At 74.4% G+C, this 15,451-nt stretch carries 13 protein-coding genes; 5 read left to right on the forward strand and 8 right to left on the reverse strand.

Going from position 1 to position 15,451, the window contains the following annotated elements; genetic code table 11:
* Positions 1–167 precede the first annotated feature (167 nt).
* Positions 168–1,604 carry a M28 family peptidase gene (locus WCS02_RS09830; RefSeq protein WP_340292525.1) on the reverse strand — a complete coding sequence of 479 codons (1,437 nt, stop codon included), beginning with the start codon at positions 1,602–1,604 and terminating at the stop codon, positions 168–170.
* 172 nt (positions 1,605–1,776) lie between these two features.
* Here WCS02_RS09830 and WCS02_RS09835 point away from each other — a divergent pair, with 172 nt between their 5' ends.
* The 4 genes from WCS02_RS09835 to WCS02_RS09850 all read left to right on the forward strand — a co-directional run bounded on the left by WCS02_RS09835 (position 1,777) and on the right by WCS02_RS09850 (position 5,282).
* Positions 1,777–2,553 carry an amino acid ABC transporter ATP-binding protein gene (locus WCS02_RS09835; RefSeq protein ID WP_340292527.1) on the forward strand — a complete coding sequence of 259 codons (777 nt, stop codon included), beginning with the start codon at positions 1,777–1,779 and terminating at the stop codon, positions 2,551–2,553.
* A 61-nt stretch (positions 2,554–2,614) separates the two neighbouring features.
* A complete protein-coding gene (locus WCS02_RS09840; RefSeq protein WP_340292530.1) occupies positions 2,615–3,574 on the forward strand; it encodes a glutamate ABC transporter substrate-binding protein in 960 nt (319 codons plus the stop codon).
* Between the two features lie 149 nt (positions 3,575–3,723).
* Positions 3,724–4,374 (forward strand): amino acid ABC transporter permease, encoded by a 651-nt coding sequence (locus WCS02_RS09845; protein ID WP_340292532.1) that lies wholly within the window; start codon positions 3,724–3,726, stop codon positions 4,372–4,374.
* On the forward strand, positions 4,371–5,282 hold the full coding sequence (locus WCS02_RS09850) for an amino acid ABC transporter permease (protein WP_340292534.1): 912 nt from the start codon (positions 4,371–4,373) through the stop codon (positions 5,280–5,282). The genes WCS02_RS09845 and WCS02_RS09850 overlap by 4 nt, the downstream gene beginning before the upstream one ends.
* A gap of 60 nt (positions 5,283–5,342) precedes the next feature.
* On the opposite strand, the gene WCS02_RS09855 is transcribed toward WCS02_RS09850, so the two are convergent.
* The 7 genes from WCS02_RS09855 to WCS02_RS09885 all read right to left on the reverse strand — a co-directional run bounded on the left by WCS02_RS09855 (position 5,343) and on the right by WCS02_RS09885 (position 11,407).
* Positions 5,343–5,843, reverse strand: coding sequence for a regulatory protein RecX (locus WCS02_RS09855; protein ID WP_340292537.1), 501 nt, complete (start codon positions 5,841–5,843; stop codon positions 5,343–5,345).
* A 113-nt stretch (positions 5,844–5,956) separates the two neighbouring features.
* Positions 5,957–7,003: a recombinase RecA gene (gene recA / locus WCS02_RS09860; protein WP_340292539.1), complete on the reverse strand. Its 1,047-nt coding sequence runs from the start codon at positions 7,001–7,003 to the stop codon at positions 5,957–5,959.
* A gap of 272 nt (positions 7,004–7,275) precedes the next feature.
* Positions 7,276–8,154, reverse strand: a complete 879-nt coding sequence (locus tag WCS02_RS09865) for an ABC transporter permease (RefSeq protein WP_340292541.1) — start codon at positions 8,152–8,154, stop codon at positions 7,276–7,278.
* A complete protein-coding gene (locus WCS02_RS09870) occupies positions 8,151–8,969 on the reverse strand; it encodes an ABC transporter permease (RefSeq protein WP_340292543.1) in 819 nt (272 codons plus the stop codon). The genes WCS02_RS09865 and WCS02_RS09870 overlap by 4 nt, the downstream gene beginning before the upstream one ends.
* Before the next feature lies 1 nt (position 8,970).
* The gene (locus WCS02_RS09875) at positions 8,971–9,951 is read right to left on the reverse strand and encodes an ABC transporter ATP-binding protein (RefSeq protein ID WP_340292546.1); all 981 of its coding nucleotides are present in this window, start codon (positions 9,949–9,951) and stop codon (positions 8,971–8,973) included.
* Positions 9,952–10,022: 71 nt separating this feature from the next.
* The gene (locus WCS02_RS09880) at positions 10,023–11,171 is read right to left on the reverse strand and encodes an App1 family protein (protein ID WP_340292548.1); all 1,149 of its coding nucleotides are present in this window, start codon (positions 11,169–11,171) and stop codon (positions 10,023–10,025) included.
* Entirely contained in the window at positions 11,168–11,407 is a 240-nt protein-coding gene (locus WCS02_RS09885; RefSeq protein ID WP_340292552.1) for a DUF3046 domain-containing protein, read from the reverse strand. Before WCS02_RS09885 ends, WCS02_RS09880 begins: the two co-directional genes overlap by 4 nt.
* Before the next feature lie 84 nt (positions 11,408–11,491).
* Between WCS02_RS09885 and WCS02_RS09890 the strand changes: the two genes are divergently transcribed.
* On the forward strand, positions 11,492–15,451 hold a 3,960-nt coding region (locus tag WCS02_RS09890), incomplete at its 3' end, for a DEAD/DEAH box helicase (RefSeq protein ID WP_340292555.1).

Consider the following 15,451-nt stretch of genomic DNA (forward strand, 5'->3'; position numbering starts at 1 on the left):
GCCCGCGCCGACGCCCGCCGCGCGAGGCCTGGGCGGCGTCGCCCGGCGCCTGCTCGGCGGCGGCCGCCGCACCGGGCTCTGACCGGCGCAGCATCACCTGAGCGACCGCACCGCGGCAGAGGGCCGGCGGGGGACATCCCCCGCCGGCCCTCTGCTGTCGTCAGGGCTCAGCCGCGGGCGACCTGGTACAGCGCGGACCCGACGAGCTCCAGCGACACCTGCAGCCGCTCGAGCGAGATGTTCCGGGCCACCGTGTCCTCCGGGGAGTGGTACGGCGGCTCGAGCAAGGCCGGGGACTCCTCGCCGCGCCAGGAGAAGTTGGCGCTGGCGATGCCGACCTCCTGGAAGGACTGGTGGTCGCTGGAGCCGCGCAGGGTGACCGGCGACAGCCGGGGCGCGTAGCCCAGCCGCTCCGCCGCCCCGATGACCGAGGACGTGATGACGTTGGGCTGCCCGTCGAAGGACAGGACCCAGTAGCGGGTCGCGGGGTCCCAGCTGGTCGCCACCATGTCGTTGTTGTAGACGCCGAGCAGGCGTGCCCGGGCCGCGGCGTCGAGCTGGGCCACGTGGTAGCGGGAGCCGATCAGGCCCTGCTCCTCCGAGCCCCACAGCGAGAAGCGCAGGTCGAGGTCGGTGGGCAGCGACCGCATGACGCGCGCCAGCTCGAGGGTCAGCGCGGTGCCCGAGCCGTCGTCGTTGGCGCCGGGCGCCCCGATGACCGAGTCGTAGTGCGCGCCGACCATGAGCGCCTGGCGCCCCTGGCCGGGCCGGCCGCGGCCGGGCCGCTCGGCGAGCACGTTGTGGCTGGTGAGGCCCCGGTACGCCGTCGTGGTGACGGTGAGGGTCAGCGGGCCGGCCGCCAGCGCGGCGCGCAGCCGCTCCTTCTGGGCCTGCGCGACCCCGACCACGGGCACCGCGACGGGGGCGGCCAGCGTCGGGGAGCTCGCCGACGTGCGCCGGGGGTACACCGCGTCCGGCAGCAGGAGGACGACCGCCGCGGCGCCGGCGGCGACGACCGCGCCGACCGACGCGCTGCGCAGGGCCGGCGTGATCGGGCCCGGGGGGTCGGTCGGGGCGAGGAGGTCCACGAGGACGACCGCGCCGGTGAGGTCCGGCAGCCCGGTGGTCGCGGTGCCCGCGTCGACGACCGGACCGGTCACGGTCGCGCCCAGCGCCCCCTGCGGCGAGGCGCCCGCCTGCCAGCACAGGTCGTCGGGCAGGCCGGGGACGGCGGTGAGGTCGGCCAGGAACTTGTCGGCGACGGGGAACGGCTCCAGGCGGACGTCATAGCCGTAGGAGTCCAGGACGCCGGACAGGTAGTCGGCGGCCTCGCGCTCGGACGGTGTGCCGCCGATGCGGGGCCCGATGCCCTCGGACAGCTCGACGACGTGCTGCACCGCACGCTCGGCGGACACCCGGCGCGCGACGACCTGGTCGCGGGCGCTGAGGGACGGGGCCGCGGCGGCGCCGGGCCGCATGCCGGCCACGGCCCACGACGGGGCTGCCAGGGACGTGCCGGCGACGGCGGCGGTACCGCCCAGGACGGTGAGTGCCCCACGGCGCGTCAGGGGTCGGGACGCGGCGGGGAGGACGGGCTCAGTCACGGTGTGACCTTCCTGTAGGGATCGGTCACCGCACCGTATGACTGTGCGTGCACGAGTGGCAACGACGCGCGCCTGTCCCGACCGACCGGTCGGACGGGTGCCAGGTCACGACTCGGCAACGCCACGGCCCCGCCATGGCCCGTGATCACCGCTTCGGTCTAGGTTGCGCCACATGCCCGACCAGCTTCCCGCCCGCGTCCCGGGCCACCGCGGCGACCCGCTCGTCGTCGTGGCGGGGGTCAACAAGCACTTCGGCCCGCTGCACGTCCTCAAGGACATCGACCTCACGGTCGCGCAGGGCGAGGTCGTCGTCGTCATCGGGCCGTCCGGCTCGGGCAAGTCGACGCTGTGCCGGACGATCAACCGGCTGGAGACCTACGAGTCCGGCCGGATCACCATCGACGGGCAGGACCTGCCGGACGAGGGCAAGGAGCTCGCGCGGCTGCGCGCCGACGTCGGCATGGTGTTCCAGTCCTTCAACCTCTTCGCCCACAAGACGGTGCTGGAGAACGTCACGCTCGGTCCGACGAGGGTCCGCCGGCAGAAGAAGACCGAGGCCGAGAAGGTCGGGATGCAGCTGCTGGAGCGGGTCGGCGTCGCCAACCAGTCCTCCAAGTACCCGGCGCAGCTGTCCGGCGGGCAGCAGCAGCGCGTGGCCATCGCCCGCGCGCTCGCGATGCAGCCCAAGGTCATGCTCTTCGACGAGCCGACGTCGGCGCTTGACCCCGAGATGATCAACGAGGTCCTCGACGTCATGACGTCGCTGGCCACCGACGGCATGACGATGATCGTCGTCACCCACGAGATGGGCTTCGCCCGCCGGGCGGCGGACCGGGTCGTCTTCATGGCCGAGGGCGAGATCGTCGAGGAGGCCGAGCCCGAGACCTTCTTCACCGCGCCCACGTCGGCGAGGGCCCGGGACTTCCTGTCCAAGATCCTCACCCACTGACCGCACCGCACAGCTGGTGCGCCCGTCCGGGGCGTGCCGTGACTCCCCGGGAGGGACCCACATGACCACACGACGACTGATGCCGGGCCTGGCGCTGCTCAGCGCCGCCGCGCTCGCGCTCGCCGCCTGCGGCGGCGGGAGCGCCGAGGAGGACGCCGCGGAGGCGACCGGGGCTGCGGGCGACGCCGTGGCCGAGGAGACCACCGAGGCCGGTGACGGCGCGAGCGAGTCCGCCGCCCCCGCCGAGTTCCCCGCCGGCTCCACCATGGCCGAGCTGTCCGAGGCCGGCACGCTGCGCGTCGGCACCAAGTTCGACCAGCCCGGCTTCGGCCTGGCCAACCTCGACGGCACGCCCGAGGGCTTCGACGTCGAGATCGCCAAGATCGTCGCCGACGCGCTCGGCATCCCCGAGGACGGGATCACCTACACCGAGACCCCCTCCGCGATCCGCGAGGAGGTCCTCGAGACCGACCAGGTCGACCTCGTGGCCGCGACCTACACGATCAACGACACCCGTCGTGAGCGCATCACCTTCGCCGGGCCGTACTACGTCGCCGGCCAGGCGCTCATGGTCCGCACCGAGGACGCCGAGACGATCTCTGCGCCCGAGGACCTGTCCGACACCTCGATCCGGGTCTGCTCGGTCGAGGGCTCGACCCCGTCGGAGACCATCCGCGAGTACCTGGGCTCCCCCGACCAGCTCACGCTGTTCGCGGGCTACTCCGAGTGCGCGGACTCCCTCGCCAACGACCAGGTCGACGTCGTCACCACCGACAACGTCATCCTGCTCGGGCTCGTGTCGGAGTCCGACGGCGCCTTCACCCTGAGCGGCGAGACCTTCACCGACGAGCCGTACGGCATCGGCATCGCCAAGGGCGACGTCGAGTTCTGCGAGTTCATCAACGAGACGCTCGCCGCCGCCGACGAGGACGGCAGCTACCTCGAGGCGTGGGAGTCCACGGCCGGCTCCATCGAGGGCGCCCAGGCGCCGGAGCTCCCCGCCGCGGACGAGTGCGTCTGAGGCACTGCTCCTGACGCGGTGGCCGGGTCCCCCCGGACCCGGCCACCGTCGTCGCCCCGCCGGGAGCACTGGCAGCGCGTGACCCCGCCGCGCCGCACCAGAAGACCCGTCCACGTCCGTCGCACGGCACGAACCAGGCAGGAGACCGGGTGAGCGTCCTCGTCGACAACTTCGACCTGTTCGTCGGGGGGTTCCTCCGCTCGCTGGAGATCATCGCCTACGCCCTGGTCGGCTCCCTCGTGCTCGGCACGCTGCTGGCGGTGCTGCGGGTGTCCCCCGTCCCGCCGCTGCAGCGCTTCGCCGCCTTCTACGTGGGGATCGTCCGCAACAGCCCCCTCACGGTGATGCTCTTCGTCACCGCGTTCGTGCTGCCCGAGCTCGGCTTCAACGCGCCGTTCTTCTGGCTCGGGATCCTCGGCCTCGTCCTCTACACCGCCGGCTTCGTCTGCGAGGCGATCCGGGCCGGCATCAACGCCGTGCCCACCGGCCAGGCCGAGGCCGCCCGCTCGATCGGCCTCACGTTCGGCCAGACCCTGCAGGAGGTCGTCATGCCGCAGGCGCTGCGCTCCGTCGTGCCGCCGCTGGGCAGCGTCGTCATCGCCATGATGAAGAACTCGGCCGTGCTCGGGGTGTTCGGCGTCGGACAGGACCTGCTGTCGGTCGGCAACCGCCTCACCAGCGCCCAGGGGTTCGCGGTCACGCCGGTGCTGTTCGGCGTGCTGCTGGGCTACCTGGCGATCACCCTGCCCACCGGCGCCCTGCTGTCGGTCGTCGAGCGGAAGGTCGCGATCCTCCGATGAGCCAGAGCGTGCTCTACGACGCCCCCGGGCCGCGCGCCCGCCGCCGCTCGCTGGTCATCTCCGTCGTCGCCGGCCTGGTGCTCGTGGGCCTGCTCGTGCTGGCCGGGCTCCGGCTGCACCGGGAGGGCCAGTTCGCCCCCGAGCTCTGGTCGCCCCTGCTGTGGCCCGGCGACGAGCAGTTCCCGGCCGTGTGGCGCCAGCTCGGCCGCGGCGTCTACTACACGCTGCTGGCCGCCGCGCTGGCGATCACCTTCAGCCTCGTCATCGGCACGGCGGTCACCACGACCCGGCTCATGCTGGGCCGCCGGGGCCGCATGCCCCTCGTCGTCCTCGTCGAGCTGCTGCGCGGCTCCCCGGTCGTCGTGCTCATCTTCTTCGCGGGCAAGATCCTCCCGGCGTTCGGCGTCGACCTGTCGAACCTCTGGTACCTGGTCATCGGCCTCACGCTCTACAACTCCGTCGTCATCGCCGAGATCCTCCGCGCCGGGGTGGCGGCCCTGCCCCGCGGCCAGGCCGAGGCCGGCCTCGCCATCGGCATGACCCGCCGGCAGACCATGCTCGTGGTCCAGATGCCGCAGGCGTTCCGGCTCATGCTGCCGGCGCTCATCAGCCAGCTGGTCGTCATCGTCAAGGACACGTCGCTGGCAGGGCTCATCCTCACCGGGCCGGACGAGCTGCTGCGCATCAGCGAGCGGGTGTTCCGCTTCCTCGACAACCCGCTGCAGACCTACACCGTCATCGCCCTGGTCTACATCGTCGTCAACCTCCTCCTGTCCCGGCTGGCGACGTTCGCCGAGCGCCGGCTGAGCACGGCCCGCCAGGGGCAGCCCGTGACGATCGACAAGGACGCGGCCCAGATGGCTGCGAACCGCGAGCTGGGTGGCGCCGGCGGAGGCGCAGGCATCTGACGTTGCGACGCGCCGCCCGCCCGGCGCGCGGTGCATGCCGGACGCCCGGGCCGCGCGTGGTCAGCCGAGCGGTTCCACGTCGTCCGTCCCGTCGTCACCGTCGCGCTCGGCCGCGAGCGCCCGGCGGACGACGTCACCGGCGAGACCGGGGCCGTAGCCCTTGCGCGCGAGCATGCCGACGAGCCGGTTGACCCGCTTGGGGTGGTCGACGCCGCGGGTGGACGGCAGCCGCCGGGCCACCAGGGCCTCGGCGGCAGCCCGCTCGTCGTCCCCGTCGACACCGTCGGCGCCGTCCAGGGCGGCCTCGACGAGCTCCGGGTCGACGCCCTTGCGCCGCAGCTCGTCGGCGAGGGCCCGGCGGGACAGCCCCTTGTCGCGGTGGCGGATGCGCACCCACTCGCGAGCGAACTCCGCGTCGTCGACGAGGCCGACCGCGGTGAAGCGGTCGAGCACCGCGTCGGCGACGGGCTCGGGGACGTCCTTGGAGAGGACGGCCTCGCGCAGCTGGGCCCGGGTGCGGGGGCCCATGGCGAGGCGACGCAGCACGACGGCGCGTGCCACGTCCTCCGGCTGCTCGGGCGAGGAGCTGCCGGGAGACGGGCGCGCGCCGTCGTGGTCTGTGGCCGGACGTGCCCGCACGGGGACCGTCTAGCGGGTGGGGAGGGCGAGCAGCATCAGAACTCGACGGGCACGTCGACGACGGGCTTGTCGACCTTGGCGCCGATGCCGAGCTTCTCCTTGATGCGCTTCTCGAGCTCGTCGGCCAGGTCCGGGTTGTCGCGGAGGAACGCGCGGGCGTTCTCCTTGCCCTGGCCGAGCTGGTCGCCCTCGTACGTGTACCAGGCGCCGGCCTTGCGGACGAAGCCCTGCTCCACGCCCATGTCGATCAGGCCGCCCTCCTTGGAGATGCCGGAGCCGTAGATGATGTCGAACTCGGCGACCTTGAACGGGGCGGCCAGCTTGTTCTTGGCCACCTTGCACTTGGTCCGGTTGCCGATGGGCTCCGAGCCGTCCTTGAGGGTCTCGATGCGCCGGACGTCCAGGCGCACGGAGGAGTAGAACTTCAGCGCCTTGCCGCCGGTCGTGGTCTCGGGCGAGCCGAACATCACGCCGATCTTCTCGCGGAGCTGGTTGATGAAGATCGCCGTGGTGCGGGACTGGCTGAGGGCACCGGTGATCTTGCGCAGCGCCTGCGACATGAGGCGGGCCTGGAGGCCGACGTGGCTGTCGCCCATCTCGCCCTCGATCTCCGCCCGCGGCACGAGCGCCGCCACGGAGTCGATGACGATGATGTCGAGCGCGCCGGAGCGGATGAGCATGTCGGTGATCTCGAGGGCCTGCTCACCGGTGTCCGGCTGGGACACGAGCAGGGCGTCGGTGTCCACGCCGAGGTTGCGGGCGTAGTCCGGGTCCAGGGCGTGCTCGGCGTCGATGAAGGCGGCGATCCCGCCGGCGCGCTGGGCGTTGGCCACGGCGTGCAGGGCGACGGTGGTCTTACCGCTGGACTCCGGGCCGTAGATCTCGACGATGCGGCCGCGGGGCAGCCCGCCGATGCCGAGCGCGATGTCCAGCGCGATGGAGCCGGTGGGGATCACGTCGATCGGGGCGCGGGCCTCGTCGCCGAGGCGCATCACGGACCCCTTGCCGTGCGCCTTCTCGATGTGGGCGAGGGCGTTCGCGAGAGACTTCTCACGGTCGCCGTTGATGGCGGTAGCGGGCATCTGGTCACCTCGTGCGGGTTGTCTGTTGGCCACGGGAGAGACGGTATGGACCGCCCCCGACAGAACTCCCGGGGCCTCGTCCTGGGTGTGGACGGAGAGGCTCTGGACGCCCTGTGGACACCAGGACAGTAGCCCGAACACGTGTTCGACGGGCGCACCGACACGCGGCGCGCCCGGCGTGTCGTGGCACCCGGTCCCGGTGCCCCGGCGGGACCGCCGGGCGGCACCTCCCGCCCCCGTCCCAGGGCAGCCGCAGCCCCCGGCGGGTGCCGTCAGCGCAGCAGCAGCCGGCGCAGCCGCCGCTCGGTGACGAGCACCCCGACCAGCCCCAGCGCAGCGAGGACGGCGACGTGCACGAGCAGCCCGGGCCCGACCTCGGCGAGCATGACCCCGCGCACGAGCGCGACCCCGTGGTACAGCGGCGACAGCTGCACCAACCACGCCACCGAGGACGGGTACGTGCTCACGGGGTAGAACGTCGCGGAGAACAGGAACAGCGGGACGATGGCCAGCTGGACGACGTCCAGGTCCTGCCAGGAGCGCATGAACGTCGTCACCGCCATGCCGATGCTGGCGAAGGCCCAGCCGATGAGCAGCGCGGCGGGCAGCGCGAGCAGCGCCCACGGCGTGCGCACCAGGCCGGCCAGCAGCATGACGACGAAGAACGCCGCCGCGTACAGGCTCCCCCGGATGAGGGCCCACCCGATCTCGCCGACGGCGACGTCGCGCGGCCCCAGCGGGGTGGCGAGGACGGAGTAGTAGAGCTTGGAGTACTTGAGCTTGAAGAAGACGTTGAACGTGGAGTCGAAGACGGCGCCGTTCATCGCGGAGCTGGCCATGAGCGCCGGGGCGACGAACAGCGCGTACGGCACCACCCGGCCGCTGTCGGTCGTCACGTCGCCCACGAGCGAGCCCAGACCGATGCCGAGCCCGAACAGGTACATCACCGGCTCGACGAAGCCGGACAGCAGCAGCAGCCACGCGCGCCGGTAGGCCCGCATGTTGCGCTCCACCAGGCTCGCCGGCCGCGACACCGTCCCGCTGGGGAGCAGGCGGCCCAGCAGCCCGTACGCGGGGACAGGGTCGTGGCCCGCGCCGCCGGGCGCGGCGTCGTCGGGGGCCGGGTCGTGGCGCACCGGGGCGCTGCTCACGTGAGCCTCCGGGTGTAGGTCCGGGTGGCCACGAGCAGGCCGCCGACCGCCCACAGCAGCAGGTAGCCGACGTGTCCGAGGACCACCGCCGCGCCGAGGTCGGTGCCCAGCGTGGCGGCCCGGCTCAGCTCCACGCCGTGCCACAGCGGGAGCACCTGCACCAGCGGCTGCAGCCAGACCGGCAGGTCGGACACGGGGTAGAAGACGCCCGAGAACAGGAACATCGGGATGATCGCGAAGCGGAGGATGAGCGCGAACGCCGTGTCGGTGTCGGTCGTCGCCGAGAACGCCGCCACCGGGGTCGCGAAGGCGAGGCCGGTGAGCACGGCGGCGGGCACCGCCCACGGGGCGCTGGGCCAGGCGACGAGCCCGAAGGCGACGATGACGACCCAGAACGGCAGCACCGTCACCAGCAGCCTCACGGTCATGAAGAACAGGTGGCCGAGCAGGACGTCGCGCACGCGCAGCGGCGAGGCGAGCTGGGCGTGGTACTGCCGCTGCCACTTGATGGCCCCGAGCACCGGCCACGCCGACTCCCCGAAGCCGGAGTTCATCGCCGAGGCCACGAGCACGCCCCCCGCCACGAACGCCGCGTAGGGCACGTCGCCGGGGCCGTTGCCGCTGCTGTCGACCAGCGAGCCGAGGCCGAAGCCCAGCCCGAGCAGGTAGAGGACGGGCTCGAGCACCGAGCGCACCACGAGGGAGCGCCACCAGGCCCGGGCGAGGGTGAACCAGCCGAGCGCGGCGCGCCACCACAGGAACCGGGTGCTGTGGGGCGGGGCGACCGCGCGGGCGAGGGGGTCGGTCGTCGTCACGTCAGTCGACCAGCGTCCGGCCGGTGAGGCGGAGGAACACGTCCTCCAGGGTCGACCGGCGCGGCAGCAGCGACATCGGCCGCTTCCCCGGCAGCCCGGACACCGCCTGCGACACCGCGTCGGCGTCCTGGACGTACAGCAGCACCCGGTCCGGCAGCACCTCGACCCGCTCGGCCAGCGCGCGCAGCGGCGCCGCGAACGGCTCGTGGTCGTCGGTCCGGTACCGGACCTCGAGCACCTCGCGGGTGGAGTGCTGCCGGATGAGCTCGCCAGGGCTGCCCTCGGCGACGTAGCGGCCACCGTCCATGACCACGAGGCGGTCGCACAGCTGCTCGGCCTCGTCCATGTAGTGGGTGGTGAGGACCAGCGTCACGCCCTCGCGCTTGAGCCGGTACAGCCGGTCCCACAGGACGTGGCGGGCCTGCGGGTCCAGGCCGGTCGTCGGCTCGTCGAGCAGGAGGATGTCCGGGTCGTTGACCAGGGCGCGGGCGATGGTCAGCCTGCGCTTCATGCCCCCCGACAGCGGCTCCACGACCGAGGAGGCCCGGTCGGCCAGCTGGACGAAGTCGAGCAGCTCGTCGGCCTTGGCCCGCACGGCGGCCCGGCTCATGCCGAAGTAGCGGCCGTAGACCATGACGTTCTCGCGGACGGTCAGCTCTTCGTCCAGGGTGTCCCGCTGGGGGACGACGCCGAGCCGGGCGCGGATCCGCGGGCCGTCGCGACGGGGGTCGAGGCCGAGGATCGACAGCTCGCCCGACGTCGGCTCGGAGACGCAGCCGACCAGCCGCATCGTCGTGGACTTGCCGGCGCCGTTCGGCCCCAGGATGCCGAAGGACTCCCCGCGCCGGACGTCGAGCGCGATGCCGTCGACCGCGGTGAAGGAGCCGTACTCCTTGCGCAGGTCGCGGGCGTGGACCAGCACCGGTGCCCCGGCGCCGCCGGGCGGGTCGGTGCGCGGCTCGACGGAGGTGGAGGTGCTCACCGGGCGAACCTACCCAGACCCCCCGACGGGGGACGACCCGATATGGGGGCTCCCCGCCCGGCCTGTCTGTCTCAGTCCCGCGGCGCGGTGGGCAGCAGGCCGACGGCGCGCAGCCGCTCGGCGAGCCGGTGGCCGTCGCCGCCGTGGAGCACCGGGACCGCGCCCGCTCCCCCGTCGCTCTCCGGCGGGGCGAGACCGCGCGACAGCACCTGCTCGGCCGGGCTCAGCTCGCGCAGCAGCACCGCCTGGACCGCGTCGGGCTCCTCGCGCGAGAAGGCCGAGTAGATCTCGGGGTCGTGCTGGCCGTCGTCGCCGACCAGGAGCCAGCGCAGGTGCGGGAGCTCCTGGTGCAGCCGGCGCAGCGTGCTGATCTTGTGGACCCGGCCCGACCGGAACCAGCCCGTGTTGGTGGGGCCCCAGTCGGTGAGCAGCAGCGGGCCCGTCGGGTAGCCGTGGCGGCGCAGGAAGCGGCGCAGGAACGGTGCGGTGTTCCACGCCCCGGTCGACAGGTAGACGACGAAGGCCCCGGGGTTCGCGGTGAGGAACTCCGTGTAGAGCTCCGGCATGCCGGGCACCTCGGCGCGGGCGGTCTCCTGCCGGACGAAGGTGTTCCAGGCGGCGATGAAGGGCCGCGGCAGCCACGTGACCATGACCGTGTCGTCGATGTCGCTGACCAGGCCGGCGCCCGTGGCGGCACCGACGACGAGCACCTCGCCCACGCCGGTCTCGCCGCCCTCGGGGGTCATCCGGACGGGGTGGCGCCCCGGCGGCAGGTCGACCTGCAGGACGACGTCGACCAGGCCCGTGCGGTCGGCGTGCACGCGGTACGTGCAGCCCCCGACCTCGATGAGCAGCGGCGCGTGGGCGACCTGCGCGGTGATGAAGCTGCGCCAGCCGCGGCTGCGGACCCAGGCGCGGTACGGCGTCTCCGGGCGTCCCATGAGCACCCGGCCGAACACCCGGACCCACCCGGGGGCGTGCGGGGCGGGGACGTCGACGCTCGCCCCGTACCCGCGGTTGACCTGGGCGCGGGGCACCCAGCCCCGGCGGCGCAGCACGGCCACGGACCACCGGTTGACGACGTCCTCCACCACGGCGGCGACGTGCCTGCTGGCGTCCTCGGCGGCCGCGGCCACCTGCTCCGCGGGGGTGCCGGGGGGGCCGGCCGGGTCCTTGGCGCCCCGGCCCGCCGGCCGCGTGCCCGAGCCGTCGACGCTCACCGGGCACCAGCGACGCGGTCGGACCGGGACCGACGGTCCCGTCCCAGCCGGCGCTCCGGCGGCACGTCCATCGCCTCGCACAGGGCGGTCCAGACCGTGCGGGGGTCCGTGCCGGCCTCCAGCGCCTGGGCGGCCGTGGCGTCCAGCGGCGCCAGCACGAGGTCGGCGACGAGGGTGTCGGCCAGCGCACGGCCGAACTCCTCGTGCGCGAGCGTCCGGAACTCGCTGGTCCTCACCGCAGAGGTCTACCACGGCGGGTGGATGTCCGACCCCTCGGCGATGATGGCCCCGTGCCCCGAACCCCCTCTGCCGAGCGCGTCATGGCGCGCTTCTCCCCGGCCACGCGGGACTGGTTCGGCGGCGCCTTCCACGCCCCGACCCCGGCGCAGGTCGGCGCCTGGGACGCGGTGAGCAGCGGCGAGGACGCCCTGGTCGTCGCGCCCACCGGGTCCGGCAAGACCCTCGCGGCGTTCCTGTGGTCGCTGGACCGGCTCGCCGCCGAGCCGCTGCCGGAGGACCCGCAGCACCGCTGCCGTGTGCTGTACGTCTCCCCGCTCAAGGCGCTGGCCGTGGACGTCGAGCGCAACCTCCGCTCCCCGTTGACCGGGATCCGCGCCAGCGCCGAGCGGCTGGGCGCCCCGGTCCCGGACATCACGGTCGGGGTCCGCTCCGGCGACACGCCCGCCGCCGAGCGCCGCACGCTCGCCCTGCGCCCGCCGGACGTCCTCATCACGACCCCGGAGTCGCTCTTCCTCGTCGTCACGTCCAAGGCCCGGGAGTCCCTGCTCGGGGTCGAGACCGTGATCCTCGACGAGATCCACGCCGTCGCCGGCACCAAGCGCGGCGCCCACCTGGCGCTCACGCTCGAGCGGCTCGACGCGCTGCTGGAGAAGCCCGCCCAGCGGGTGGGGCTGTCCGCGACGGTGCGCCCGGTGCAGGAGGTGGCCCGCTTCCAGTCCGGCGGTCGCCCCGTGCGGATCGTCCAGCCGCCCTCGACCAAGGAGTTCGACGTCTCCGTCGTCGTCCCGGTCCCGGACATGTCCGACCTGGGCACGACCACGGGCGAGGTCGTCGGCAGCGCTGCGGGCGAGGAGCAGCGCCGCTCGATCTGGCCGCACGTCAACGAGCGCGTCGTCGACCTGGTCGCGGCGCACACCTCGACGCTGGTGTTCACCAACTCCCGCCGCCTGGCCGAGCGCTTCACCGCCCAGGTCAACGAGGAGTGGGCCGAGCGCAACGCCCCCGACGAGGACGAGGACGCGACGGCGGCCCCGCAGCCGCGGCGCACCCCCGCCGAGGTCATGGCGCAGGCGGGCACGTCCGCCGGGGTGCCGCCCGTGCTGGCCCGGGCCCACCACGGCTCGGTGAGCAAGGAGCAGCGCGCCCTCATCGAGGACGACCTCAAGAGCGGGCGGCTGCCCGCGGTGGTCGCGACGAGCAGCCTCGAGCTCGGCATCGACATGGGCGCGGTGGACCTGGTCGTGCAGGTGGAGTCGCCGCCGAGCGTCGCCAGCGGCCTGCAGCGGCTCGGCCGCGCGGGCCACCAGGTCGGGGCGGTCTCCCGCGGCGTCGTGTTCCCCAAGCACAAGGCCGACCTCGTGCAGTGCGCCGTCGTCGTCGAGCGGATGGTGTCCGGGCAGATCGAGGCGCTGCGAGTGCTGTCGTCGCCGCTGGACGTGCTCGCCCAGCAGGTCGTCGCCATGTGCGCGATGGACGACTGGACCGTCGACGACCTGTACGCGCTCGTGCGGCGGACCGCGAGCTTCGCCGACCTGGCCCGAGGGCCGTTCGAGGCGACGCTGGACATGCTCGCCGGCCGCTACCCGAGCGAGGAGTTCGCCGAGCTGCGGCCGCGGCTGGTGTGGGACCGGGTGACCGACACCCTCACCGGCCGCCCGGGCGCCCAGCGGCTGGCCGTGACCAGCGGCGGGACGATCCCCGACCGCGGCCTGTTCGGGGTGTTCCTCGCCGGGTCGGAGGGGGCCGGCCGCCGGGTCGGCGAGCTCGACGAGGAGATGGTCTACGAGACCCGCGTCGGCGACGTCATCACCCTGGGCGCCAGCTCCTGGCAGGTGCAGGACATCACCCGCGACCAGGTGCTCGTCACCCCGGCCCCCGGCCGCCCCGGCAAGCTGCCGTTCTGGCACGGCGACGCGCTCGGCCGCCCCGCCGAGCTCGGCCGCGCGGTCGGCGCCTTCGTCCGCGAGCTGGTCCGCCTCGGCCCCGACGCCGCCCGTGCCCGCTGCGCGACCGCCGGCCTGGACGAGTGGGCGACCGACAACCTGCTCGCCTACCTCGGCGAGCAGAAGGAGGCGACCGGGCACGTCCCCGACGACCGGACCATCGTCGTCGAGCGCTTCCGCGACGAGCTGGGCGACTGGCGGGTCTGCGTCCACTCCCCCTTCGGCGGGCAGGTCCACGCCCCCTGGGCGCTCGCGCTGGCGGCCCGGTTCCGGGAGCGGCACGGCCTGGACGTGCAGGCGATGCACGGCGACGACGGCATCGTGCTGCGGCTGCCCGACGTCGAGGTGAGCGGCTGGGGCGGGCCCGACGACGGGCTCGGCTTCCTGGGCGGCGGTCTCGGCGGGGGTCTCGGCGGGTTCGGTGGTCCCCCCGGCGCCGACCTCGGGGGCGACGGTGACGGCGGTGACGGCGCCACGGGTGGAGGCGGTGCGGGGGCCGGGGGCCCCGCGTGGCCCACGGCCGAGCCGGTCGCCGCGCCGGACGTCGCCGAGCTCGTCGTGCTGGACGCCGAGGACGTCGAGGACGTCGTCACGCAGGAGATCGGCGGCTCGGCGCTGTTCGCGTCGCGGTTCCGGGAGTGCGCGGCCCGGGCGCTGCTCCTGCCCCGCCGGCAGCCCGGCCGGCGGCAGCCGCTGTGGCAGCAGCGGCAGCGGGCGGCCTCGCTGCTCGACGTGGCGCGCCGCTACCCGGCCTTCCCCATCGTCCTGGAGACCGTGCGGGAGTGCCTGCAGGACGTGTTCGACGTCCCCGGGCTCGTCACGCTCATGCGGGAGGTCGCCTCCGGCGCGGTCCGCGTCATCGAGGTCGAGACGTCGACGCCCTCGCCGTTCGCGCGGTCGCTGCTGTTCGGCTACGTCGCCCAGTTCCTCTACGAGGGCGACTCCCCGCTGGCCGAGCGCCGCGCGGCCGCCCTGTCGCTGGACCCGCAGCTGCTGGCCGAGCTGCTCGGCCGGGGCGACGGAGCCTCGCTGCGGGACCTGCTGGACCCGGAGTCCGTCCGCACCACCGAGGCCGAGCTCCAGCGCCTGGTCGACGAGCGGAAGGCGCGGGACGCGGAGGACGTGGCGGACCTGCTGCGCGTGCTCGGCCCGATGAGCACCGAGGAGGTGGCCGCGCGCAGCCTGGAGCCGCAGAGGGCCGCCGAGCACCTGGCGGCCCTGGTGGCGCAGCGGCGGGCCATCGAGGTCCGGCTCGGCGGGCGGGCGTGCACCGCCGCCGTCGAGGACGCCGCCCGGCTGCGGGACGCGGTCGGCGCGGCCCTGCCGGTGGGCCTGCCCGAGGCGTTCCTCGTCCCCGTCCCCGACCCTGTCGGGGACCTGCTCGCCCGTCACGCCCGTACCCACGGCCCGTTCACCGCCGCGGAGGTCGCGTCCCGGTTCGGTCTCGGGGTGGCGGTCGCCGAGCAGGCGCTGCGGCGCCTCGAGCAGGCGGGCCGGATCACCTCCGGCGCGATCCGGCCGCTGGAGGCCGGCGGCTCCCTCGACGTCCTCGACTTCTGCGACGCAGGCGTGCTCCGGGTGCTGCGGCGGCGGTCGCTGGCGGCGCTGCGCCAGGAGGTCGAGCCGGTCACCGCCCGCGACCTCGCGCGCTTCCTGCCGGCCTGGCAGTCCGTCGCCGTGCCCGAGCAGGCACCCGACCCCCGCGCGACGCGGGGCGGTCCGACCGTCCGCAGCACCTCGGCCCGGCCCGCCAGGCGCGGTTCCGGCGGGGTCCGCGGGGTCGACGGCCTGCTGCGGGTGGTCGAGCAGCTGGCGGGCGCCCGGGTCCCGGCCAGCGCGCTCGAGCCGCTCGTGCTGCCCGCCCGCGTCACCGACTACCAGCCGGCCATGCTCGACGAGCTGACGGCCGCCGGCGAGGTGCTGTGGGTCGGCCACGCCCCGATGTCCGGCGGCGACGGCTGGGTCTCGCTGCACGCCGCGCACACCGCCCACCTCACGCTCCCCCTGGCCGCGGCGGGCGAGACGGCCGCGACCACCGCGCCGGGGGGCCGCACCCCTGTCGCGGCACGCGCGGCCGGACCGGCTGCTGTCCCCGCC

This window comes from Aquipuribacter hungaricus, assembly GCF_037860755.1.
Lineage (GTDB): Bacteria > Actinomycetota > Actinomycetes > Actinomycetales > JBBAYJ01 > Aquipuribacter > Aquipuribacter hungaricus.